Raw genomic sequence first — 23,180 nt, 5'->3', positions numbered from 1 at the left:
GAAGGGGCTTTTTGCTGATGAGACTAAGAAGCCTCTCATCTGATAGCGGAATCCTGCCTGATGTTTCTGATTAAACATACTGCGTAGAAAGTAGATGAATTAGCATTGATCAGCCATTTTCTTACAAGATTAACTTCGCTTTTTTCAGCGACAGTAACGACTACTTTCTACTTCACCGATTCATGGATGGGGCTAAATTCCATCGCCTTCCTCAAGTTTCGGCTTTTTCAAAATCCTTTATCAGACAATGATTCTGCCTTTATAACAAAACTGGAAGTCCAGTTTGTTCACTTATTTCGCTTTCATTTATCTATATCCGTTTTAAAGAAAGCCAAACCATTTTAAGGAAAAATGATAAAAAAGACTCAGCATTTGGAGGAATATCCCAATTGCTGAGCCTTTTCACTTACTATAGAAAATAAGCCATCAAAACATCGTCTACGAATTGACCATTCAGATAAAATTCTTGTTTGAGAATGCCTTCTACTTCGAAACCAGCTCTTTTATAAAGCAAGATCGCTTTTTCATTATTAGATAAGACACGCAAAGAAAGCTTATGAATATGCTCTGCTGTGGCGAGTCGTTTAAGTTCCGCCAATAGCGCTGAACCGATTCCTCTTTTCTGATAGTCAGGATGTACAGCGATATCGAATGTCCAGACATGTTTGTTACTAGTCAATGAGGTAGGGGAATGATAGCCAAGGATGCCAACTGCTTTCCCTTCTATAACTGCAACTTTCTTGGTGCCGGGAGGGTTTTTTAATAAAAATGCTGCTTCTGAAGCAAAATGGATCTCACCGGGCGTTGTTGATGCAGTCCATACTAAGTTTTCAATCTCCATCATTGCAGCTGCATCTGTTTTGCGCGATTCTCTGATCTCCAAGCTGTTCACCGTTCCTTTCGAGTATTCATTTTTGCGTATTTCCATGAATTCCGCCATGTTTTCCAGAGTCCGTCTTGAGAATAAAGCAACAGGTTATGGCGGTATAATTTGATCGTTAGCCATAGAGCGAGCGCGATCGTTACGATTAAGATCCCAAGTGATAGCCAAATATCGAGGTTGCTGGCTGCGAGCAGATCCATACGAGCAAGCATCATCATTGGTGAAAAAACAGGAATGTAAGAACCAATCACAACGAGCAGATTATCCGGGATCTCAGCAGCTGCAATCGACCCCCAATAGCCAACCATACATAGGATAGTGATCGGGTAGATGAATTGCGCAACTGTTTCTACATTAGGAACTAGGGAGCCGATCAAGGCAGCCAATATAATGTAGAGAAGCAGTCCAAAAATAATAAAAGCAATATTCAAAAATAAGTAATGACTGGGAAAACCATTAAATTGATCTAGGAAACCAGCAAGCATAGGAATATCTTTGCCAAATCCGATAAATAAAGCAATACAAAGTAGATAAAAACCTAGCTGGGTGAGAATCATCAAAATAATCGCTGTTAATTTTGCGAGTAAATGTGTGGTTGCAGAAACACTGGATAAGATGACTTCCATGATCCGCGTTCCTTTTTCGGTAGCGATCTCGGAAGAAACGATATTGGTATAACTGATGACGAATAGGAAAATGATGAGCGTCAACAGAAGTACTGCACCACTCATTTTTTCTTTCTGGCTACTTGTCAATTGATTGTTGCCCTGTAATTTATTATCGACAGAAACAGGTGCGAGTATTTTTTGCAGATCTTGTTGGGATAGCTTATATTGTTTTGCTTCTATTGCGATTTTAGTAGAAGTAAGGTGCTGATTGATCTGCTGCAAGACACTTTTTCCCGCTGTTTCGTTGGAGTAATAAACAGGCTTTTGCGGATCTTGGAATGTAATAAAGCCATCGATTCGATCTTGTTTTAGCGCTTGTTTTGCAGCTTGGGCAGTGGTGATCTTTTCGTTGAAACGAAAATGCTTTTTATCTTGTTGGAAAGCATTTCGATAAGCCGGATCATCTGTGAGGAGAGCGATCTTTGTCGGCTTATCCCCAGAATCAAAAGAACTAAAGATCTGTGGAATAAAGTTGATCAGTAGAAAAATGAGTAATGGAAATAGTAAAAAGAGTAAAAAAGATTTTGTTTTTACACGTCTTTTATAAACCTGTTTGACAATTATCCAGAATTTAGCCATCTTTCTCACCCACTTTCCAGCGAAAAATTTCTTCTAGTGTGGGAGCTTCTAATGTAAAGGTGGGAATGAAACCATCTTTTGTTACATAATCGAAAACAGCAGGGGCATCGTTTTGACTGTTTAAAGTAAGAATCGTATAGCCTTTGCTTTTCTCGGCACTGACAACAGCCTGGAGAGCGGACAATTCTTCTAAGGAATGAGTAGATTCGAGTTTGATTTTTGTGCGCGGGAAACTGTTTTTGATTTCCTCTGTCGCTCCGTAAAGCACCGTTTTGCCATTTTTGAGCATCAGCACGGCGTCACAAAGCTCTTCCACATTTTCCATCCGGTGACTAGAAAAAATGATCGTACTTCCTTGTTTCTTCATATCAAAGATGAGCGCTTTGAGGATCTCCGCATTAACAGGGTCCAAACCACTGAAAGGTTCGTCCAGGATGAGCAGTTTCGGACGATGGATGATCGTGCTTAGTAATTGGATCTTCTGCTGATTCCCTTTTGATAAGCTTTTGACTAGATCTGTTTTTTTGCCGACTACTTGTGTTTTTTCTAGCCAACTATCCAATTCTTGCTTTAATTGCTTACGTGGATACCCTTTCAATTCTGCAAAAAAGAGCAGCTGTTCTTCGATTGTACTTGTTGGGTAAAGGCCGCGTTCTTCTGGTAAATAGCCGATCTCATTGACATCCATTTGTGTGATCGGTTTGCCTTCCCAACGAACTTCGCCTTCTGTTGCATTTAAGAACTGCAGGATCAGTCGAAATGTCGTGGTCTTGCCGGCGCCGTTCTGACCGATCAGGCCGAGGATCTTTCCAGGTTCGGCTGTTAGTGATAAATGGTCAACGGCCACTTTGTCGCCAAAATGCTTCGTTGCTTGAATCAATTCCAGCAATTGCCTCGCTCCCTCCGTTTCATGATACTGTAAGTTTATCAATAAGCGCTTTATTTCGCAATTAAATATGCGATTTGACAGCGTTTACATAAATGTGTTATCTTGGAAATAAGATATGGGATCGTTACCGCTAGTCGGGCATAACCATAGAATAAGGAAGAATGGTGAACACATCATTTCTGCCTATTCTATGGTTTTTTTTATTTCAGCATGAAGAGGTGGCAAAACATGATTGTGAAAAAGCGGATCAATAATAATGTTATTTTAGCAGAGGAAAATGCCAAGGAAATGATTGTGACCGGGAAAGGGATCGGGTTTCGGGCTTATCCAAAGGACGAGGTTGATCAGACAAAAGTAGAACAGTTATTCCTGCCGACTGGAAAATGGGACACGATGCAGATTGCTGCATTATTGAAGGATACGGATATTGCAGATATCCAATTGGCTGAGGCGATCATTCTTATTGGAGAAAAACTGCTACAGCAAAAAATCCAGCGAACAAGCATGCTAAGTTTACTTGACCATATCATTTTTGCATTAGAACGATCAAAGGAAAAAATAGCGATGAAAAGTCCGATCGAGTGGGAAGTAAAACATTTTTATCCGCAGGAAATGAAGATCGGCGAGCAAGCGGTAGAATTGATCAATCGAATAAAAGGAGTAAAATTGCCAGAAAGCGAGCAGATTTTTATTGCATTGCACTTCGTTCATTATCAGATCGACAGTTCAGCGACAATGCCGGAAATGATGACATATTTGGAAACGATACGCGATATCACCCAAATGATCAAATTCGAATTTCAAATGGAAATCGATGAGGATTCCGTATATTTTCAGCGCTTTCTGCACCATTTAAAATGCTACTTGCTAATTCGTAAGGGAGAGGAGCAAAAACGCTTTATCCGTCAACCCTTGGCGCGTCTCATAAAAGAAGATTATCAGCGGGAATTCAAATGTGCGCGGAAGATCGATTGCTATTTAACCGAAAAATATGGAGTAGCACCTTCCAGTGATGAGCAAGTTTACCTGACGCTTCATTTAGCAAGACTTATCCAAACGACCGAGTAAACAGGATTTGTTACGGGAATAGCCGGCAAGACCTGATCAAACAAGGAGGAAAATACTTTTCTCTTTGTTTGGTCAGGTCTTTATTTATAACAAAAAGAGAGGAGTAGCTATCATGACCAACGAAGAATTAGCCTCACAAATCATTACTTCTATAGGAGGGGATAGCAATGTAAAATCATTGACGCATTGTGTCACACGGCTGAGATTTCAGTTAGAGGACGGAACACTGTTTTTAAAAGAACAATTAGAAGCATTGCCGGGAGTATTGGGCGCGCAAGTGAAAAATGGACAGTACCAAGTGATCGTCGGCACGAAAGTTAGTAAAATCTACCGGATCATGGTGGAGCAATATCCGCATTTTGGCATGGAAAGCAGCAGACCGGAACCAACAGATACAAAAGAATCCATTTGGAGCCGACTTATTGGAACGTTGTCAGCTATTTTGATCCCCAGTCTGCCACCCGTCATCGGAGGTGGGATGCTGAAGGGTTTGATCTTCCTATTAACATCGCTTAAGCTGATCGATCCAGTTGGAGGGACTTATTTTATCTTGAATCTTGCGGGAGATGCGATGTTTTATTTCTTTCCATTCTTATTAGCAGTCAGTAGTGCGAAACGCTTCCGAACCAATGAATATATGGCGCTTTCGCTGGCAGGAGTACTGATGTATCCTACATTATTGGATGCGGCGCTGCAAGGGAAAGTAGCAAACATTTCCTTTTTATCGGTTATTCCGATCCCAGTCGTAAACTACAGCAGTTCGATTTTGCCGATCATTTTAGCCGTATACTTGTTCAGCTATCTATATCGTTATTTAGAGAAAGTCATTCCCAGTATGATAACGGTCATTTTTACTCCGTTATTGTCGCTGATGATCATTGTGCCGATCATGCTTTTTGGGATCGCACCGCTTGGCTTTTACTTAGGCGAGTATATTGCGAAGGGGATCGAAGTTCTGATCGACTTTTCGCCATTACTTGCGGGGTTTGTTATTGGCGGTACACGGCCGCTCTTAGTGCTGACGGGTATGCATCATGCTGTCCGGCCGCTGACGCAACAGCAGATCGCAACATTCGGCTTTTCGACGATGGGGGCAATGAACTTCATGAGTACTATAGCACAAGCAACAGCTGCCTTGGCGATCTCACTGGCAATCAACAACAAGACCATGAAGCAAGTGGCACTTTCATCGGCTTTTTCCGGCTATTTGGGAGTCACGGAGCCGGCGCTTTATGGGGTGTTGGTTAAATATCGATCGGCTTTCATTGGTGCCGCAGTCGGTGGAGGGATCGGCGGAGGCATTGGTGCAAGTCTAGGTGCGCGTGCTTTAGCTCCTGTAATGCCAAGTGTGCTCTCTTTTCCCGTTTATTTAGGCGAAGCAGCTTTCGGCTTTTTACTTGCTTTTGTGATCACGATCGTGAGTACATTCATTCTCACCTTTTTGCTGAGTAAAGGGATGGATAAAAAAGAAACTGCACCGTTGAATCCGCATAGCGAAACGAAAATAAAGAGCCCGGTAAGCGGCCAAATGTATCCCATCGAGGAAGTGGACGATGATACCTTTTCAAAGGGCTTGCTTGGCAAAGGAGTGGCGATCAAGCCGGAGGAAGATCTAATCGTTTCACCGGTAGCTGGGAAAGTACAGCTTGTCTTTAAGACGAAACATGCGATTGGACTGCTCGCTGATAATGGAGCGGAGATCTTGATACATGTGGGGCTGAATACCGTAGAATTGGAAGGAGAAAATTTCGAAGTATTGTGCCATGAGCAGCAGAAGGTCGAAGTTGGTACACCGCTTGTTCGTTTTGACCGAGCAGCACTTGTTGAAGCTGGTTATGACGATAGTGTGATCATGGTGATTGCGAATACCGATCACTTTGAAGAAATTGCTGCTTATGCCAAGCGAAAAGCGTTGACTGCAATGGAGACGATTATCCAACTGGAAATAAAACCAATCTAATAGTAATGGAGGTAGAGGAAAATGAAATGGATCGTAGCAGAAAACTATGGAGAATTAAGTGAACTTGCAGCAGAAATGGTCGTCGGAGAGATGCTTACGAAGCAAAAACGCGTGAATTTAGCTATTACAGCAGGTACCACTCCGATTGGAATGTATGAACGATTAACGGCAAAGGTAAAAGGGAAAAATTATCTCGATCATGTCCATTATTATAATTTTGATGAGATTCCCTATAAATCAGGAAAGCAGGAGGGGATCACGCTCAGCGATCTGCGCCGCCTATATTTTTCACCGGCAGCGATCGCAGAAGAACAAATCGAGATCTTAAATGAAAAAAACTATCAGCAACATGATGCGAAAATCGCTAGTGATGGAGGTCTGGATGCGATCGTGCTTGGAATTGGAACAGACGGACATTATTGCGGGAATTTGCCGGGAACGACACGCTTTACGGATTTTACAACGGAAGTACCTTGCGATGAACGGTTGAAAAAAATCATTGTGGGACATTTTGAAGACCCTGCTGAAAACCCAGATAGTTATGTCACACTGGGACCACGCTCGGTCATGGCCGCCAAACATATCATTTTACTAGCCAGCGGAGTTAAAAAAAGTGAAGCAATGCAACGTTTTTATCATGGTGAGGTGACAGAGGCCTTCCCAGCGTCTATCTTAAAAATGCATCCAAATATAACGGTGATCGTCGACAAAGCGGCCGGAAAACTCATTTGAACGCAAAAAAAGAAACTGGTCAAAAACCAGTTTCTTTTTTGTTATGAGCCGTGATGGGCTCGAACCATCGACCCTCTGATTAAAAGTCAGATGCTCTACCAACTGAGCTAACGGCTCTCTATAATGGCTGGGCCAGCTGGATTCGAACCAACGCATGACGGAATCAAAATCCGTTGCCTTACCGCTTGGCTATGGCCCAATAATAAAATGGTGGGGGGAAGTGGATTCGAACCACTGAACCCGAAGGAGCGGATTTACAGTCCGCCGCGTTTAGCCACTTCGCTATCCCCCCGGAAGAAATGCCGACTGCAGGAATTGAACCCGCAACCTACTGATTACGATTCAGTTGCTCTACCAGATTGAGCTAAGTCGGCCTACTTATCAAACTGACGGCAACCCTAGTAAAAAAGCTACTTTTATCATATACTATTTTACAATTATGTACCAGCAATTTATAAGTATAAAACTAATGACCCGTACGGGAATCGAACCCGTGTTACCGCCGTGAAAGGGCGGTGTCTTAACCGCTTGACCAACGGGCCAGAGTGAAATAAAAATCACCAACGAAACTTATTATATATAGAAAACAGGGTATTTGTAAATAGAAAAATTAATTTCTTTTTATTCTGACAATTTAAATGGCGTTATATCAACGATTCATCGCCAATTGTTTAAAGAAAATGACTGGAAAACTATGCATGGAACCACCCAAAACGGGCTAGAACTTCCGGATTACAATTGCAATCTAATTGTATCATGAAAATAATTTGAAAAAAGCTTGCTTAAAAGTATAGCTGTGCTATAATTCTTTTGTTCAGCGTGACGACAATGTTTCGCTCTAGGGGTAAAGCTTCTGTTCCGACAGGTATCTTTACTAAAATCAGAACGTATTGTAGGTCCACTTAACGCGACTTTGTTCTATATAGAACAAACACTAAAATTTCATAAAAAGGCAGGGAGCAAAATGGCTTCACCACTCAAACGTTTATTAATTGGAAGGCCTCTGAAATCTTCAGAAGCCGGTGAACAAAAATTAGGGAAATTAAAAGCACTTGCTGTATTGTCCTCGGATGCACTTTCTTCTATTGCATACGGGACGGAGCAAATCTTACTTGTGCTTGTCACAGTAGGGGTAGCGGCTATCTGGTATTCTATTCCGATTGCCTTCTGTGTATTGATTTTGCTATTTGCCTTGAATTTATCTTATCGACAAATCATTCACTCTTATCCCGATGGCGGGGGAGCTTATGTGGTTTCAAGAGAAAATTTGGGCAACAATGCAGGGCTGATCGCTGGCGGATCTTTACTAGTGGATTATATGCTTACGGTCGCCGTAAGTGTCTCATCGGGAACAGATGCGATCGTATCCGCGGTACCGGATCTTTTTCCATTTGAAGTACCGATCGCTATTATTCTGATCATCGTAGTGACGATCATCAATCTACGCGGAATCACAGAATCAGCAAGTTTGCTTGCAGCACCAGTGTATTTATTCGTACTTTCGATCGTGCTGTTGATCGTTGTCGGGTTATTCAAAGTTGTAATGGGAATGGACGTGGATCATGAAACAAGTGCTATCGGCACACATGTGTCTGGCGTCACGATCTTCTTGTTACTTCGGGCGTTTGCATCAGGTTCGGCATCGCTAACAGGGATCGAAGCAATTTCCAATGCAGTTACATTCTTTAAAGAGCCCCGAGCGAAAAACGCTGCGAAAACGTTGACGATCATGGCTTCGTTATTGGCGTTCTTTTTCTTAGGTATCACTTTTTTAGCTTATTTCTATGGAACAGTACCGGAAATGAAAGCAACGGTTTTATCCCAAATCGCGCAAAATGTGTTTGGCCGCAATTTTCTTTTTTATTTTATTCAGATTGCCACCGCGCTTATTTTGGTATTAGCAGCTAATACAGGGTTTTCTGCGTTTCCATTACTTGCCTTCAACTTGGCAAAAGATAAGTTTATGCCGCGAATGTATCTAGCGAAAGGGGACAGACTCGGCTACTCCAATGGGATCATCACCTTGGCTGTCGGTTCGATCTTGCTGACGATCATCTTCAAAGGGAAAACCGAAGCACTGATCCCGCTTTATTCCGTCGGTGTATTTATTCCATTTACACTATCACAAACTGGGATGATACTGAAATGGCTGAAAGAAAAACCAGCGAAATGGGGATTGAAGCTAAGTGCTAATTTACTTGGCGCACTGATCTCTTTCACCGTTCTTATGGTATTATTTTTCACACGAATCGAATCCGTTTGGCCGGTATTTATTTTCTTACCGATCATGATCTTTGTTTTTCATCGAACACGACGTCATTATAAACGTATCGCACCACAGCTTCGGATCGACGAACATATCGATGTTCCTGATTTTACGGGGAATGCGGTCGTAGTTTGTGTATCTGATGCAACAAAAATGGTCGAAGGCGCATTGAAATATGCGAAATCGATCGGCGATACCGTTATTGCTGTCCATGTTTCTCTCGACAAGAAACAGGAAAAGAATTTTGTAGAGCGTTGGAATAGGATCCATCCAGAAGTACGGATCGCGCATCTTTACTCGCCGTATCGTTCCATTTCTGATCCATTGATGAAATTCATTGATGCGGCCCAGCAAAAAGCGAAGCAGGATAATTATTCGCTAACTGTCCTTATCCCGCAATTCATTCCTAAAAAAGGTTGGCAAAATGTGTTGCATAATCAAACGAGTTTACTGATCCGAACAAGATTATTGATGAAAAAAGATGTCGTCGTAGCCACTTATCCATACCACCTAAAAGAATAAAAAGTTACAAAACAGCGTCAAATAAATAACAATTTGTTAACTTTTCAGTTTTTTTGAAAATTTATTGTAAATATGCGCGATAAGCCGTTGAAATATAAGCATTTTTACAGTATACTTATCTTGGATGAAAGATATTTTTTAAAAAAATGAGAAAGGGCGAAGAATTGTATGTCAGAAACGGATATTAGGTATTACTTATTACCAATGGTTATTGTTTTTATACTAGGAATAGCCGCGAAAAATATTGCTGACTACCTTGCGCTTCATTTCTTCATCATCATGGGTGTCGCTATCGGAATGGGCATTCTTATCGGCGGCGTACATCAATTGTTTCTTTATTTATGGAAAAATCTTTCTTGGTTCGGAAAAAAGAAAAAAGCAGCAGAACAAGTTCAAATGTAAAGACAAAAAAATAGGCTCGAAGAAAAGAAGGACGATTTTCAGTCCTTCTTTTTCATTACTTTGGTTTTTCTTTAAGAAATCTTTCTTGTTGAGGCGTTTACATTTCTTTTTCAAGGCGGTTTGTTATGCTATAATATAGGGCAAAGAGAGAGCATACGCTAGCTTAAAAAATAAAATGGCAACTTTGAAATATATTGCCTTTAAACGGAGGCGAAGTAATGGGCGATTTATCCTATCAAACCATACTCCACTACCTTGCTAACATTGTGGATATCTTAGTAGTATGGTTCGTGATTTATAAAGTGATTATGTTGATAAGAGGTACAAAGGCAGTTCAACTCTTGAAGGGTACTTTTGTGATCATTATTGTAAAATTGATCAGCAGCTTTTTAGGACTGCAAACGGTTGAGTGGATTACTGACCAAATGATTACGTGGGGATTTTTAGCAATTATTATTATTTTTCAGCCCGAATTACGTAGAGCTTTGGAAACACTTGGTCGAGGTAATATATTTACCAAATATGGTTCTAAAATCGAAGCGCAACAAAAGAACTTAATTGATTCTATCGAAAAATCCACGCAATATATGGCAAAACGGCGGATCGGTGCTTTGATCTCTATCGCCCGCGATACGGGGATGGATGAGTATATCGAGACTGGTATTGCTTTGAATTCCGCGATCTCATCCGAACTTCTGATCAATATTTTTATTCCAAATACGCCGCTCCACGATGGGGCAGTTATTATCAAAAATGGAAAAATCGCTTCTGCTGCAAGTTATCTGCCGCTCTCTGACAGCCCGTTTCTATCAAAAGAATTAGGGACAAGACATCGGGCAGCACTTGGGATCAGTGAAGTTACTGATAGTATCACCATCGTGGTCTCAGAAGAAACAGGCGGAATTTCGGTTGCAAAAGGCAGCGAATTATTCCGAGATGTCACTGAAGAAGAACTGCACCGCATTTTAGAACGAGAATTAGTAACCGTTATTCAAAAGAAAAGTCCTCTATTTGCGATGTTGAAGGGGGGCAATAAGGAATGATGGATCGAATCTTAAATAATAAATGGTCCATTCGGATCGTTGCCTTGCTGCTAGCAGCCATTCTATTTGTATCTGTCAGCACGAACGATACAACGCGAAGCAAGCGAATTTTCCAAACACGGACGGCAAATGATTCTGAAGTGGTAACAAGTGTGCCTGTCCAAGTTTACTATGATAAAACAAACTTATCTGTTACCGGGATTCCCGACACTGTCGATGTGACGATCTCAGGTCCACGCAGTTTAGTAAAATCAGCGAAAGCACAGCAGGATTTCACTGTATACGCAGACTTGCGTAACGCTGACATCGGCAATAGCACAGTAACACTCCATACGCGGAATCTCTCCAATCGGCTAAAAGCATCCATTCATCCGAAAACGGTGAAGGTCAATATTCAGGAGCGGGTAACAAAGAAGTTTTCAGTCGGGACGGAGATCGGTAAAGCTAACTTAGCGGAAGGCTACTCTGTTTCGAAAGTCACGACGGATCCCCAACAAATCACGGTCACAGGCGCTAAAGATACCGTTGACAAAATCGCTTATGTCAAGGCGACATTAGATAATAAGAAAAAGTACAAAGCGGATTTCAAAGAAGAAGCAACGGTCACGGCGTTTGATAACAAGCTGAATAAATTAGATGTATCTGTTAGTCCACAAAGAGTGATGATCAGTGGGAAAGTAACAAAAGTCGGAAAGACGGTTCCGCTTGAATTGAAGCAGACTGGCAAAGTAAGTGATGACTTGACTGTGACCGATATGACGACGAATACAGTGGAGGTTGTGGTGCTCGGCAGTGATAAAGCACTCAGCAGTATCAACAAGATCGAAGTACCTGTCGATGTTTCAGATATCACAGCAGATACAGTAAAAGAAATAAACGTACCTGTTCCAAAAGGAGCGACCGAGGTCGAAACGAAAACGATCGAGGTACGTATAAAGACAGCCAAGAAAGATAACAATGCAACGGAAGACAATGACAATTCGACGAGCGGTAATGATGAGAAGAAAAACAATAACGGTCAGGAAAATAGCGGATCTGACAACAAAGACCAAAATGCAGCAACGACAAAAACAATCAATAACATCGCGATCCGAACAATGAACCTGGATGATGATTTGAAAGCTGAATTACGTTCTCCTTCAAACGGGAAAATAAGTATTACATTAAAAGGACCTAAAGATGCCTTGAACAAAGTAAGTGCCGGCGGTCTGCAGGTGAATGCGGATCTAAGTGGTGCCAAGGCCGACTCGATATATAGTACTGGTTTGACAGTAACAGGCATTCCTAGTAATATAAGCTATACAACTTCACCGGGAAAGGCGCAATTCGTGATCGCCAGTAAAGAAGACGAGGCAGACAAAGCGGAAAGCGATGAAAGCAGCAGTTGAATAAATAGCCAATAAAAATCTCGGAATGTGCAGGGAACCATGGACTTCCGGGATTTATTCTGTTAGAGGATGAAATATTTATTCAAAAAGGGTATAATAATTTTAGCCCTAGATAGAAATGTAATTCACAAAGGGTTTCTAACGTAGAAACAAAATCTAAATCATATGCATGAGAAAGACACTTTTTCAGCGCCAAGAATAGAGATAATGTAATTTGTATACTGATTTATACAAAAGGAGAGAAAGTAAAATGGGAAAATACTTTGGAACAGATGGAGTTAGAGGGATCGCCAATCAAGAACTATCACCGGAACTCGCATTTAAACTGGGACGATTTGGCGGCTATGTACTAACGAAACACGTCGGGGAACACCCGAGAGTATTAGTTGCTAGAGATACTCGTATTTCAGGGGAAATGTTAGAATCTGCTCTAATTGCCGGCTTAGTATCTGTGGGAATTGAAGTCATGCGCGTTGGTGTAATATCTACTCCAGGAGTCGCTTATTTGACAAGAGCACAAGGTGCATCGGCAAGCGTAATGATTTCCGCATCACACAATCCTGTCCAAGATAATGGTATCAAATTCTTTGGGTCGGACGGTTTCAAATTATCCGATGATCAAGAAGCAGAAATTGAAGAATTGCTGGATCTAGAAAAAGATGAATTACCTCGTCCAAGCAGTGAAGGACTTGGTACGATCAGTGATTACTTTGAAGGAAAACAAAAATATATCCAATATTTGAAACAGACAGTCGATAATAATTTTGACGGCATTCATGTAGCGGTAGACTGCGCGCATGGTGCTACTTCCAGTTTAGCCAATCATCTATTTGCTGATTTAGAAGCAGACATCAGTTCAATGGGAACTTCCCCAAATGGATTAAATATTAACGACGGTGTTGGATCAACTCATCCGGAAGCATTGGCAGCATTTGTACAGGAAAAAGAAGCAAATGTCGGCTTAGCATTCGATGGCGATGGCGACCGCGTGATTGCGATCGATGAACAAGGGAATATCGTCGATGGCGATAAGATCATGTTTATCTGCGGAAAATATTTGAACGAACAAGGGTTACTGAATAAAAACACGATCGTGTCCACGGTCATGAGCAACCTTGGCTTTTACAAAGGTCTCCAAGAATTAGGCATTGAAGATGTACAGACAGCCGTTGGTGATCGCTATGTGGTAGAAGCTATGCGTGAAGGCGACTTTAATCTTGGCGGCGAACAATCCGGTCATATCATTTTCCTAGATCATAATACAACTGGTGACGGACTGCTGACAGGAATCCAATTAGTCAATATCATGAAAGCAACAGGCAAAAAATTGTCGGAATTAGCAGCGGAAATGAAAACTTTCCCACAAAAACTGGTAAATATCCGTGTTCAAGATAAACATCACGTGACAGAAAACCCTAAAGTGAGCAAAGCAATCGAAGAAGTCGAAGCAGAAATGGCTGGAAATGGCCGCGTTCTGGTAAGGCCTTCGGGAACAGAGCCGCTAGTTCGGGTAATGGTCGAAGCGTTGACAGAAGAAGATACCGAGCGATATTGCAGCAAGATTGCTGATGTCGTTGTTGCCGAAATGGGATTGAACGAATAGTTTTAATAAAAAGGAGGCTGCTATCAGCCTCCTTTTCCATTCAAGTATAATGTCAATTCAATTTGATCCTTGCAAGGAATGCCGTTTTCGATGATTTCCTGATGGGGATAATGCTTTGTAAAAAAGTCTGGTTCCATGCCGGTTATCCGAAATCCAAGTTTTTGATAAAAAGCTAATGGACCGATACTGGAGTTTCCCGTTTTTACGATAACTTTCCGGAACGCTTTCTGATCTAGTTTCAACAGGGCATGGTGAAGCAATTGCTTACCCAGTCCTGAGTTTTGGTAGGTAGCGGCAATGGAGATATTTTTGATTTCCGCTGTATGGGAAGCGAGCGGCTGCACACAGATGATACCGATCGGCTCGCTGCTTTTTTTAAGTACATAGATCATACAATCATTGATGTAACTGGTGATTTGGTTGAGATCAGGATCGGCTTCTAAAAGCAGCTGCAAGGGTAGTTCATCGCTGGGAAATAGTTCTGCGTATTCCATGAAATCACCTCCTCCTATAAGTATAAACGCTATAAATATAGAAAGAAAGGAATTATCCTATGTATGCGTCAAAAAAAATATTTTTAAGCTTTGCAATCGCGCTAGGACTTGTACAATGTTATTATTTTATAACCTCTGTCAGCGGTTATTTTATCAATCATACCTTTGATTGGTTGGACCTGCTGTTGTTGCCGATCGGGGTGTTGCTGATTGTATTCGGGAATAAAGCCGACCGGAATCGCCAGGCGGCAATTGGGACGCTGTTATTCTTAGGATTGACCATATTATTTTATCTGATCCAGTTTCTGCGATTGTCAGCCGTCAGAAAAATCTTAGTAAACCACGTTTTCAGTCCGGGAGAGATAAACGCACTTGTCCAAGGAATTGTGGCAGTGTTGTTATTTATAGGCGTATTAGTATTTTTCAAAGTACAACCAATTGCTGCAATCGAACAAAGCTGGCAAAAAAAATGGCGGATTCTAGGAAATGTTTGGAATAGTTTCGCCATTATTCTGGCGGCGATTTCCAGTTATGCGCTATTTACGACTTTAGGAAATAAAAAAAGTTCCGCCAACGTTTTATCACTTGGTTGGACAGATGGCATCTGGAATTTGATTGCTTGTCTCATGTTGATCGGCTGTTTAGTTCTTTTTCTGCGGAATACATATTTTTATGCAGCACTTGCTATATTGTTCGCAGTTGGATTTATCACGATCAATAACTATATCTGGTCCTCTCAATTCACACATGTCATTAGCCAAACAAGCGATACTCCACTGCAGGTTTGGGGCGGCGAGCTACGAATCTTAGGTATGCAACTGTTAACAGGATCGACTGCTTTATTAGGTTCTGTATGTTATGCGATTGGTGGGAAAAAAGAGTAAATGCCTTGAAAAAGGCATTTCAGCTTGGCGAAAAACGCTCATCTTCGTCGTTAAAGTCTGCGTTTCGATGCTCACGTACTTAAGTACGCTCCGCTTCGGTACTCGACTTTGCCTAGAATCTAATCATTTTTCGCCAAGCTGGGAATAGCTAGGAAATGCCTTGAAAAAGGCATTTTTTTGTGGGGAAAATAAAATTTTTTCAAAAAACAAATGTATATACCAATTTTATTGGAACCCCTTTATATTAATGCTTGACGTACTATACAATTTCGTTTAAAATGAATTTGTTTCCTTGAAAAAAGATAGAGGAGGATAGCGACAATTTAATAGAAGCGCCAGAACTGATCGAACGGGGTATCAGTTGACGAGGAGGAGATTAATCGAGTTTTTCGGCGGGAGTCTCCCGGTTATTCATGTAGCCGTTATGTCTGAGTTACAAAACAAGCAGGTGACTGTTTGGACAGAAAGCTTAGACGCATGAGTTTGATTCTCCAAGGAAACGCGAATTATACAAGGCTTCTTAAATGCGGCCTTTAAATCATTGGAGGATTTTATATGTGTGGAATAGTAGGATTTATTGGTAGAAAAAATGCGAAAGATGTTTTGCTGCACGGCTTGGAAAAATTAGAGTATCGTGGTTATGATTCAGCAGGAATCGCGCTTTTAGAAGATAAAAAGCAAGTCAAAGTAGTAAAAGTACAAGGCAGAATAGCGGATCTAGCTGCAGCAGTCGGCGAAAAAGAATACGGCGAGATTGGGATCGGACATACGCGCTGGGCAACACACGGCAAACCAAGCCATCAAAATGCGCATCCGCACCAAAGTACAAGCGGCCGTTTCACGATCGTGCACAATGGCGTTATCGAAAATTACTTGGCATTGAAACAAGATTACTTAGCAGACGTGAAGTTTGTCAGTGAGACCGATACAGAAGTGATTATCCAGTTGATCGAGAAAAAAGTAGCAGAGGGCTTGGCTGTGAAAGCCGCATTTGTGGAAACACTAAAATTACTTCATGGTTCTTATGCGATCTGCTTGATCGACAATACGGACAAAGATACACTTTATGCGGCTAAAAATAAAAGCCCACTACTGATCGGTAAAGGGAAAAACTTTAATATGATCGTTAGTGATGCGATGGCTGGATTGAGAGAAACAACAGAATTCATCGAAATCATGGATGGAGAAGTGATCACACTTACAAAAGATAGCGTGAAGATCGAAGACTTAGCAGGCGAAGAAGTAGAACGCGCTAGCTACACTGCAGAGTTGGATGCTGCTGATATTGAAAAAGGAACATATCCACATTATATGCTGAAAGAAGTAGACGAACAGCCTGCCGTTATGCGCAAGATCATCCAAGCTTACCAAGATGAAGCTGGCGAGGTGCAAGTGAAGGAAGAAACACTGAACAGATTGCTTGCCGCTGACCGTGTGCATATCATCGCTTGCGGAACGAGTTATCATGCTGGTCTAGTCGGAAAAAACTTGATCGAAAAATTTGCCGAGATTCCCGTGGAAGTACATGTTTCCAGCGAATTCGGTTATAATACACCGATCTTGACGCCAAAACCACTCTTCATTTTTATTACCCAAAGCGGTGAGACAGCAGATAGCCGTCAAGTATTAGTAAAAATGAAAGAACAAGGCTATGATACATTGACACTGACAAATGTACCTGGCTCCACATTGGCGAGAGAAGCCGCTGACGTGCTTTATCTGCATGCCGGTCCGGAAATAGCAGTAGCTTCCACAAAAGCCTATACTGCGCAGATAGCGGTGCTGTCGATCTTGGCTGTAGCACTGGGCAGAAAAAAAGGCCTAGAGGCAGCAAGTAAAATCAATCTAGCAGCAGAACTTGGTATTGTTGCGACGGCAATGGAAGCGATCATTTCAAATAAAGAAGAGATCGAACATCTTGCCGGCGACTATCTAGAAACAACCCGCAATGCCTTTTTCCTAGGTCGCCATATCGACTATTTCGTCGCAATGGAAGCAGCACTGAAATTAAAAGAGATCTCTTACATCCAAGCGGAAGGTTTTGCCAGTGGTGAGTTGAAACATGGTACGATCGCTCTGATCGAAGAAGGAACTCCTGTGCTGGCGATCATCACACAAAAGGAAATCAATTGGAATATTCGTGGGAACATCAATGAAGTCAATGCCCGCGGTGCTTACAGCTGTGTATTTGCAATGGCGAGCGTTGCAGAGCCGGGTGACCAATTCGTGATTCCGGAAGTACATGAATTGCTGACACCGTTAGTGAGCGTTGTACCAACGCAATTGCTGGCTTATTATGCAGCGCTGCATCGCGGATGTGATGTGGATAAACCACGGAATTTGGCGAAGAGTGTGACAGTGGAGTAGGAAAGAATTAGAGAAGCGTTTAGCTTGGCAACAGATCAAAAATCTGCTCGCCAAGCTAAGCTCTTTTTTTGCTATAATAGAAAAAAAGACTTAAAAGGGGAATTGTCATGATCTTACTAATAGGCGTTTGCGTCTGCATCATGATCGGGGGCTTGCTAGCTTTATCTTTTCGCAAAAATCCGACACATTTACGCAATGGGCTACTTTTCAATCTTACAGCAATGGCTGCGTTGTTGACGTTGCTTGTTTTTATTCTACAGTTCGAGAATTTTCGACCAATTTATATTTTGCTAGTCGGAGTAGCTATTTTAGCGGTATTTCTATTGCTGTTTGGCATTTATCTGCTTATTATTTTTCTGATTTGGAATGCTGGTATCGTCATGCGGAGAGAAAGGTTGGCGCTTTCCAACCTATTGACGTTATTTGCAGGACTTTTGCTGATTATTTGGGTGATTATTCAGTGGATCAATATCCCGTCCTTTTTAAAAATCCCCAGTTCGCTCCAAGTTCTATTATTAGTGGTTCCGACTACGGCTTATTATTTTTTCTGTGTGGCATTGAATTTTACGAGTCTAAGTGTGATTTATCGGTATGCGAAAAAGCCGCGACAACCGGATTTTCTAATAGTTCTCGGTAGTGGGCTGATTGGTGGGAATCGGGTGCCGCCTTTATTGGCAGCTCGGATCGATAAGGCAATTGCTTTTTATAAAGCGAGCGTGGGGTCACGGCCGCAGATTGTTTTCTCAGGTGGAAAAGGTGCTGACGAAACGATTTCGGAGGCAGAGGCTATGCAGCAGTATGCGATTGCGAAGGGGATTCCTGAGCAGGATACATTGGTAGAAACAAATTCGCGTACTACGTATGAAAACATGCGGTTTTCTGCGGAGATAATGGCAAATAGAAAGACAAACTACGAAGCGATCTTCTTTACGAATAATTACCATGTCTTGCGGGCGGGGATGTTTGCGCGAAAGGCTGGTCTGGCAATCAACGGGATCGGGGCAAAAACGGCTTTTTATTTTCTGCCGAATGCTTTTCTGCGCGAATGGATCGCGATTCTTAGTATGCACAAAAAACGGCACGCCATAACAGTCAGTAGCTTCTTTGTTGGTTATATCCTGATAGCGGTCATGCTGAAAGTATTGGATATATAGCTCCATAAACAAGTTAGTTGTACTTTCCTGAGCTATCCGCTAAAGTGGAAAGAAAAGGGGGCAGGATGATGGAAATAACGCATGTGGATTTTGCACCGACTATCGATAAAAGGCCGGCTGTGCTCACGATCGGGAAATTTGACGGGGTGCATCTCGGACATCAATATATTTTGAAACAGGCATTAAAGTTGAAACAGCCGTCTGAGATTTTGGCTACTATCAGTTTCAGTCCACATCCGCTCTGGGCACTGAAACGAATGGAAGATTATCGGGAAATGATCACCCCGCCGCGGGAAAAAGCTTATTGGCTAGGGCATTATGGGGTGGATCGCCTATTTGAGACTGCATTTACAGCAGCCTATGCGGAAACATCACCGGAAGAATTTGTCTGCGAGCACTTGGCGAATTTGAATTTATCGCATATTTGTGTGGGCGAAGAGTTTAATTTCGGGAAGGGACGCCATTCAGATGTGGAGCTGTTGCGGGATCTTGCAGAACCTTTTGGAATCAAGGTGGTTGCTGTTCCTGTCGTGCCGATGAATAACGAAAAAATCAGTTCTACTTATATACGCTCTTTACTGCGACGAGGTGCCTTCAAAGAGGCAGAGCGTCTGCTTGGTCATGCCTGGTATGTAAACGGCGTCGTGAAGGACGGCGTGATTGCTGATGAAGAAGATTATGTCTTACCGCTTCCCGGGGAGTATGAAACACTGGAACATGGACGAGTGAAGGTGACGAGTGACCGGAAAATCTTGGTAGACAGCGCAGATGGAGAGCTTCGGCTGCGATTTGTAGGATAGGTTGCGAAATAAAAAATTCCGTGTTAAACTAGAGCCACTTAATAGGAACGGAGGGATTTTGCGGTGGGATATACTAGATTGCGTTATTCGCGTGCATGTAACTAATTGAATAGTGCGGCTTGTGAGAATGGGGAATATCTAGTAACGACCCGAAATCCAATCAAATATCGTGCAGCGGTGTCAGTTTGTATATTGGCACTCGTTTGCCTTTGTTGACCGCACTGGAAAAGATAATTTCAGGAGGTCTTTTTTATGCAGAGAAAAGTAATATTAGTCGGCGTAAGCCACAAACAAGCATTTTTTGATTACTCAATGGAGGAACTAGAAAACTTAGCTCGTGCCAATCAATATGAAGTATGTTCGGTCATGGTTCAGAATATGGAGCGTGAGAACCGGGCAACTTATGTGGGTAAGGGCAAGGTGGAGGAAATAAAACTGGAAGCAGAAATCGAAGGGGCAAAACTGGTTATTTTCAATGATGAATTGTCTCCTTCGCAGATCCGTAATCTGGAAGAAGGATTAGAGCTTCAGATCATGGATCGAACTGGCCTGATCTTAGCGATTTTTGCGGAACGTGCCAAAACACGAGAGGCACAGATCCAAGTAGAGATCGCGAGGCTCCAATATGAATTGCCGCGGATCTTTGGTCAAGGCGAAGACCTAGATCAGCAAGGCGGCGGCTCAGGAGTTACAAACCGTGGATCTGGGGAAACCAAGCTGGAACTGAATAGACGGACGATCCGTTATCAAATCAAGAATCTGCGCAAGGAATTGCAAGACATCGTGGCAAATAGAGAGGTGATGCGGCGCAAGCGTAAGAAAAACGATTTGCCGGTCGTTTCACTGGTAGGCTATACCAACGCTGGAAAATCGACTACGATGAACGGTTTGGTCAAACTTTTCCAAGGAAAAGAAAATAAGCAAGTTTTTGAGAAGGACATGTTGTTCGCAACGCTCGAAACGAGTATCCGCGACATCCACCTGACGGATAACAAGCAATTCTTACTAACGGATACGGTTGGCTTTGTCAGCAAACTGCCACATCACCTTGTACAGGCATTTCGTTCGACGCTAGAAGAAGCACGCGACGCAGATCTGCTGATCCACGTGGTTGATTATTCCGATCCACATTATAAGTTGATGATGGAAACAACAGAAAAAACATTAGCGGACCTGGATGTTAAAGATATACCGATCATTTATGCGTTTAATAAGGCGGATAAACGTGAAGATACAGACTATCCAATCGAGCGCGGAGATACGATCATTTTCTCTGCCCGCGAAGAGGCTGGTTTGCAGCTATTAGTAAACCGTATCAAAAAAGAACTTTTTGCTGATTACGAAAAAGCGACGTTTTTGATCCCGTTTGAGGAAAGTAAGTGGGTCGCGTATCTGAATGAAGTTGGCGATGTCGCTGCTACAGAATACCTAGAAGACGGAACGAAAATCACAGCAGAAGTCGCACCGAAAGTAATCGAGCAGTTAAAAGCTTATCACGTATAAATATAGAGATCTCTCCCTAACCGGAGAGATTTTTTTTAGGAAGAATGAGAGAGAGTTTGGTATAATAAAGAAAAATGAAGTAGCGAGGACTTATTATGAAAAAAATCACATCTACAGCACTCGGAATCGCTGCTGGTTTGGCTGGCTATGCGTACTGGTCGACGAAACAGCTCGAGGTTTCCAATTATTATATCCATTCTGAAAAGATCGGCAAGGCGTGGCATCATCAAAAAATCTTACAATTATCTGACTTGCATAGTGCGAGTTTTGGAAGATATAACAGTAAACTATTTAAAAAGATCCATGAAATAGAGCCGGCGATGATATTTTTGACGGGGGATATTTTAGATGGCGATGAATCCCCGCATGTGGCGATCGCGTTTATTCGCAAACTAGCCCGGCATTACCCGTTGTTCTTTGTGAATGGAAATCATGAGGCGAAAAGCGCTTTCTATCCGGAGTTGCTTGCGGCAATGAAAACTGCAGGAGTGGAGGTGCTGGCGAACGATGTACAAACAGTGACTATCGATGGCGATCAATTAGCGATCGCGGGCATTGAAGATCCGTCATTTTATTCGTTTCGTCATCCGGATCTGTCGAAGGAGGAGCGGGAATTACCGGTCTTGGAGAAGGAATTAGAACGGATCAGTAGTTTGATTCCGCCAGATACATTTACCTTTTTATTAGCGCATCGTCCGGAATATTGGAACTATTATCAAAAGCTGCCGATTGATTTAGCGCTGTCCGGACATGCCCATGGGGGGCAAGTTCGCTTTCCTGGAACGGAGGGGCTTTTTGCACCGGGGCAGGGATTGTTTCCAACATTAACAGCCGGCCGGCACCAAGCAGCGGGAAAAACGCTGATCGTCAGCCGAGGTCTCGGGAACAAAACCTGGATTCCGCGGGTGTGGAATGATCCAGAAATGGTGGTCATTCATTTATTGTCGGAATAGAGGGGAAGAAAAAAATGATTTATTTAGATAACCAAGATAACTTGGATCAAACGTATAATTTTGCAATGGAAGAATACGCATTGCGTTATTTAGACGAAAATGAAACGTATTTTATGTTTTACCGCATGCACCCAACAGTTATTGTCGGCAAAAATCAAAATACACTGCAAGAGATCAGTCAAGCCTATGTCCATGAAAATAATCTGCCGGTACTACGTCGATTATCAGGTGGCGGCGCTGTCTATAACGATGAGGGCAATATCAGCTTCAGCATGATCACTAAAGATGATGGCGACAGTTTTCAAAACTTCGCTCGCTTTACCGAGCCGGTCATCGAAGCATTGCGTTCGTTAGGGGTAGACGCTAAACTCAGCGGACGCAACGATATTGAAGTAGGCGGCAAAAAAATCAGTGGGAATGCCCAGTTCGTAACGAAAGGTCGGTTATACACGCACGGAACGCTTATGTTCGATGTGAATTTGGAAAACCTGACGAAGGCACTACATGTCGATCCTGAAAAATATCTATCGAAGGGTGTCCAGTCGGTTAGAGCCAGAGTAACAACGATTAAAGAACATTTGCAAGAAGATATGGATATACTACAGTTCAAACAACTATTATTGGAATCGATTTTTAAAACGAAAGATATCCCTACTTATCAGTTTACAGAGGAAGACAATACAAAAATCGCTGCGATCCAAAAAGAACGCTATCAGAATTGGGACTGGAATTTTGGGAAATCGCCTAAAGGCAGTGTTATCAAGAAAAAACGTTTTCCGGCTGGAACGGTTGAATTTCATTTGGAAATCAAAAAAGGATATTTGGAAACGATCACGATCTATGGCGACTTTTTCGCTGTCGGCGAGATCACGGAGATCCAAGCATTGTTAGAGGGAACAAAGTATACTCGCGAGGCGGTACAGGAGAAACTAGACGCGATTTCAGTTTCCCATTATTTTGGTAAAATATCCGAAGCAGAATTATTGGATCTGCTCTTCTAATAAAAAAAGACATGCTGTTGG

The 23,180-nt window shown here is 42.2% G+C and carries 19 protein-coding genes and 5 tRNA genes; 15 read left to right on the top strand and 9 right to left on the bottom strand.

Features of this window, described 5'->3' with window-relative positions; translation table 11 throughout:
* Positions 1 to 409: 409 nt before the first annotated feature.
* From EL241_RS10405 to EL241_RS10395, 3 genes are read right to left on the bottom strand one after another with little or no spacing between them, the layout of a single operon-like run.
* Entirely contained in the window at positions 410 to 883 is a 474-nt protein-coding gene (locus tag EL241_RS10405) for a GNAT family N-acetyltransferase (RefSeq protein ID WP_036105077.1), read from the bottom strand.
* 5 nt (positions 884 to 888) lie between these two features.
* Positions 889 to 2,130, bottom strand: coding sequence for an ABC transporter permease (locus tag EL241_RS10400; protein WP_036104926.1), 1,242 nt, complete (start codon positions 2,128 to 2,130; stop codon positions 889 to 891).
* Entirely contained in the window at positions 2,123 to 3,019 is an 897-nt protein-coding gene (locus tag EL241_RS10395; protein WP_232020823.1) for an ABC transporter ATP-binding protein, read from the bottom strand. The genes EL241_RS10400 and EL241_RS10395 overlap by 8 nt, the downstream gene beginning before the upstream one ends.
* 228 nt (positions 3,020 to 3,247) lie before the next feature.
* On the opposite strand from EL241_RS10395, the gene EL241_RS10390 reads away from it, so the two are divergent.
* The 3 genes from EL241_RS10390 (at position 3,248) to EL241_RS10380 (ending at position 6,779) form a co-directional block, all read left to right on the top strand.
* Complete coding sequence (locus EL241_RS10390) at positions 3,248 to 4,087, top strand: PRD domain-containing protein (RefSeq protein WP_036104929.1); 840 nt, start codon at positions 3,248 to 3,250, stop codon at positions 4,085 to 4,087.
* A gap of 112 nt (positions 4,088 to 4,199) precedes the next feature.
* Complete coding sequence (locus EL241_RS10385) at positions 4,200 to 6,047, top strand: glucose PTS transporter subunit IIA (protein ID WP_036104931.1); 1,848 nt, start codon at positions 4,200 to 4,202, stop codon at positions 6,045 to 6,047.
* Positions 6,048 to 6,068: 21 nt separating this feature from the next.
* Positions 6,069 to 6,779, top strand: coding sequence for a glucosamine-6-phosphate deaminase (locus EL241_RS10380; protein ID WP_126320562.1), 711 nt, complete (start codon positions 6,069 to 6,071; stop codon positions 6,777 to 6,779).
* A gap of 44 nt (positions 6,780 to 6,823) precedes the next feature.
* Here EL241_RS10380 and EL241_RS10375 read toward each other — a convergent pair.
* The 5 genes from EL241_RS10375 to EL241_RS10355 all read right to left on the bottom strand — a co-directional run bounded on the left by EL241_RS10375 (position 6,824) and on the right by EL241_RS10355 (position 7,321).
* Positions 6,824 to 6,896: transfer RNA gene (locus EL241_RS10375), tRNA-Lys, on the bottom strand.
* Between the two features lie 7 nt (positions 6,897 to 6,903).
* A tRNA-Gln gene (locus tag EL241_RS10370) sits at positions 6,904 to 6,978 on the bottom strand.
* A 9-nt stretch (positions 6,979 to 6,987) separates the two neighbouring features.
* Positions 6,988 to 7,071, bottom strand: a tRNA-Tyr gene (locus EL241_RS10365).
* Positions 7,072 to 7,079: 8 nt separating this feature from the next.
* A tRNA-Thr gene (locus EL241_RS10360) sits at positions 7,080 to 7,153 on the bottom strand.
* Positions 7,154 to 7,249: 96 nt separating this feature from the next.
* Positions 7,250 to 7,321, bottom strand: a tRNA-Glu gene (locus tag EL241_RS10355).
* A gap of 422 nt (positions 7,322 to 7,743) precedes the next feature.
* Here EL241_RS10355 and EL241_RS10350 point away from each other — a divergent pair.
* The 5 genes from EL241_RS10350 to glmM all read left to right on the top strand — a co-directional run bounded on the left by EL241_RS10350 (position 7,744) and on the right by glmM (position 14,003).
* The gene (locus EL241_RS10350; protein ID WP_036104933.1) at positions 7,744 to 9,567 is read left to right on the top strand and encodes a potassium transporter KimA; all 1,824 of its coding nucleotides are present in this window, start codon (positions 7,744 to 7,746) and stop codon (positions 9,565 to 9,567) included.
* A 168-nt stretch (positions 9,568 to 9,735) separates the two neighbouring features.
* Entirely contained in the window at positions 9,736 to 9,969 is a 234-nt protein-coding gene (locus tag EL241_RS10345) for a hypothetical protein (RefSeq protein ID WP_036104935.1), read from the top strand.
* 218 nt (positions 9,970 to 10,187) lie between these two features.
* Positions 10,188 to 11,012: a diadenylate cyclase CdaA gene (gene cdaA / locus EL241_RS10340; RefSeq protein WP_003754550.1), complete on the top strand. Its 825-nt coding sequence runs from the start codon at positions 10,188 to 10,190 to the stop codon at positions 11,010 to 11,012.
* The gene (locus EL241_RS10335) at positions 11,009 to 12,400 is read left to right on the top strand and encodes a CdaR family protein (RefSeq protein ID WP_036104939.1); all 1,392 of its coding nucleotides are present in this window, start codon (positions 11,009 to 11,011) and stop codon (positions 12,398 to 12,400) included. The genes cdaA and EL241_RS10335 overlap by 4 nt, the downstream gene beginning before the upstream one ends.
* Before the next feature lie 250 nt (positions 12,401 to 12,650).
* The gene (gene glmM, locus EL241_RS10330; RefSeq protein WP_036104943.1) at positions 12,651 to 14,003 is read left to right on the top strand and encodes a phosphoglucosamine mutase; all 1,353 of its coding nucleotides are present in this window, start codon (positions 12,651 to 12,653) and stop codon (positions 14,001 to 14,003) included.
* 23 nt (positions 14,004 to 14,026) lie between these two features.
* Here the strand turns inward: glmM and EL241_RS10325 are convergent, their stop codons facing one another.
* On the bottom strand, positions 14,027 to 14,497 hold the full coding sequence (locus EL241_RS10325; protein WP_003754557.1) for a GNAT family N-acetyltransferase: 471 nt from the start codon (positions 14,495 to 14,497) through the stop codon (positions 14,027 to 14,029).
* Between the two features lie 59 nt (positions 14,498 to 14,556).
* Between EL241_RS10325 and EL241_RS10320 the strand changes: the two genes are divergently transcribed.
* The 7 genes from EL241_RS10320 to EL241_RS10290 all read left to right on the top strand — a co-directional run bounded on the left by EL241_RS10320 (position 14,557) and on the right by EL241_RS10290 (position 23,159).
* The gene (locus EL241_RS10320) at positions 14,557 to 15,381 is read left to right on the top strand and encodes a hypothetical protein (protein WP_036104946.1); all 825 of its coding nucleotides are present in this window, start codon (positions 14,557 to 14,559) and stop codon (positions 15,379 to 15,381) included.
* A gap of 555 nt (positions 15,382 to 15,936) precedes the next feature.
* A complete protein-coding gene (glmS, locus tag EL241_RS10315; RefSeq protein WP_126320561.1) occupies positions 15,937 to 17,748 on the top strand; it encodes a glutamine--fructose-6-phosphate transaminase (isomerizing) in 1,812 nt (603 codons plus the stop codon).
* Positions 17,749 to 17,855: 107 nt separating this feature from the next.
* A complete protein-coding gene (locus EL241_RS10310) occupies positions 17,856 to 18,902 on the top strand; it encodes a YdcF family protein (RefSeq protein ID WP_052009110.1) in 1,047 nt (348 codons plus the stop codon).
* Between the two features lie 68 nt (positions 18,903 to 18,970).
* Positions 18,971 to 19,702 carry an FAD synthetase family protein gene (locus EL241_RS10305; RefSeq protein WP_036104948.1) on the top strand — a complete coding sequence of 244 codons (732 nt, stop codon included), beginning with the start codon at positions 18,971 to 18,973 and terminating at the stop codon, positions 19,700 to 19,702.
* A 252-nt stretch (positions 19,703 to 19,954) separates the two neighbouring features.
* Complete coding sequence (gene hflX / locus EL241_RS10300) at positions 19,955 to 21,205, top strand: GTPase HflX (RefSeq protein ID WP_036104951.1); 1,251 nt, start codon at positions 19,955 to 19,957, stop codon at positions 21,203 to 21,205.
* Between the two features lie 95 nt (positions 21,206 to 21,300).
* Positions 21,301 to 22,158, top strand: coding sequence for a metallophosphoesterase (locus EL241_RS10295; RefSeq protein ID WP_036104953.1), 858 nt, complete (start codon positions 21,301 to 21,303; stop codon positions 22,156 to 22,158).
* Positions 22,159 to 22,172: 14 nt separating this feature from the next.
* Positions 22,173 to 23,159, top strand: coding sequence for a lipoate--protein ligase (locus EL241_RS10290; RefSeq protein WP_036104956.1), 987 nt, complete (start codon positions 22,173 to 22,175; stop codon positions 23,157 to 23,159).
* Positions 23,160 to 23,180: the final 21 nt, after the last annotated feature.

The sequence above is a fragment of the Listeria grayi genome (genome assembly GCF_900638015.1).
Lineage (GTDB): Bacteria > Bacillota > Bacilli > Lactobacillales > Listeriaceae > Listeria > Listeria grayi.
This window is presented reverse-complemented; position numbering and strand designations above follow the sequence as displayed.

Bases quoted from the DNA above. Each gene is read 5' to 3' on its own strand.
- glmS (WP_126320561.1), top strand. From the start codon at position 15,937: ATGTGTGGAATAGTAGGATTTATTGGTAGAAAAAATGCGAAAGATGTT.
- EL241_RS10325 (WP_003754557.1), bottom strand. From the start codon at position 14,497: ATGGAATACGCAGAACTATTTCCCAGCGATGAACTACCCTTGCAGCTG.
- EL241_RS10350 (WP_036104933.1), top strand. From the start codon at position 7,744: ATGGCTTCACCACTCAAACGTTTATTAATTGGAAGGCCTCTGAAATCT.
- EL241_RS10390 (WP_036104929.1), top strand. From the start codon at position 3,248: ATGATTGTGAAAAAGCGGATCAATAATAATGTTATTTTAGCAGAGGAA.
- EL241_RS10335 (WP_036104939.1), top strand. From the start codon at position 11,009: ATGATGGATCGAATCTTAAATAATAAATGGTCCATTCGGATCGTTGCC.
- EL241_RS10290 (WP_036104956.1), top strand. From the start codon at position 22,173: ATGATTTATTTAGATAACCAAGATAACTTGGATCAAACGTATAATTTT.
- EL241_RS10345 (WP_036104935.1), top strand. From the start codon at position 9,736: ATGTCAGAAACGGATATTAGGTATTACTTATTACCAATGGTTATTGTT.
- EL241_RS10305 (WP_036104948.1), top strand. From the start codon at position 18,971: ATGGAAATAACGCATGTGGATTTTGCACCGACTATCGATAAAAGGCCG.
- EL241_RS10400 (WP_036104926.1), bottom strand. From the start codon at position 2,130: ATGGCTAAATTCTGGATAATTGTCAAACAGGTTTATAAAAGACGTGTA.
- EL241_RS10385 (WP_036104931.1), top strand. From the start codon at position 4,200: ATGACCAACGAAGAATTAGCCTCACAAATCATTACTTCTATAGGAGGG.
- EL241_RS10320 (WP_036104946.1), top strand. From the start codon at position 14,557: ATGTATGCGTCAAAAAAAATATTTTTAAGCTTTGCAATCGCGCTAGGA.
- hflX (WP_036104951.1), top strand. From the start codon at position 19,955: ATGCAGAGAAAAGTAATATTAGTCGGCGTAAGCCACAAACAAGCATTT.
- cdaA (WP_003754550.1), top strand. From the start codon at position 10,188: ATGGGCGATTTATCCTATCAAACCATACTCCACTACCTTGCTAACATT.
- EL241_RS10310 (WP_052009110.1), top strand. From the start codon at position 17,856: ATGATCTTACTAATAGGCGTTTGCGTCTGCATCATGATCGGGGGCTTG.
- EL241_RS10380 (WP_126320562.1), top strand. From the start codon at position 6,069: ATGAAATGGATCGTAGCAGAAAACTATGGAGAATTAAGTGAACTTGCA.
- EL241_RS10295 (WP_036104953.1), top strand. From the start codon at position 21,301: ATGAAAAAAATCACATCTACAGCACTCGGAATCGCTGCTGGTTTGGCT.
- glmM (WP_036104943.1), top strand. From the start codon at position 12,651: ATGGGAAAATACTTTGGAACAGATGGAGTTAGAGGGATCGCCAATCAA.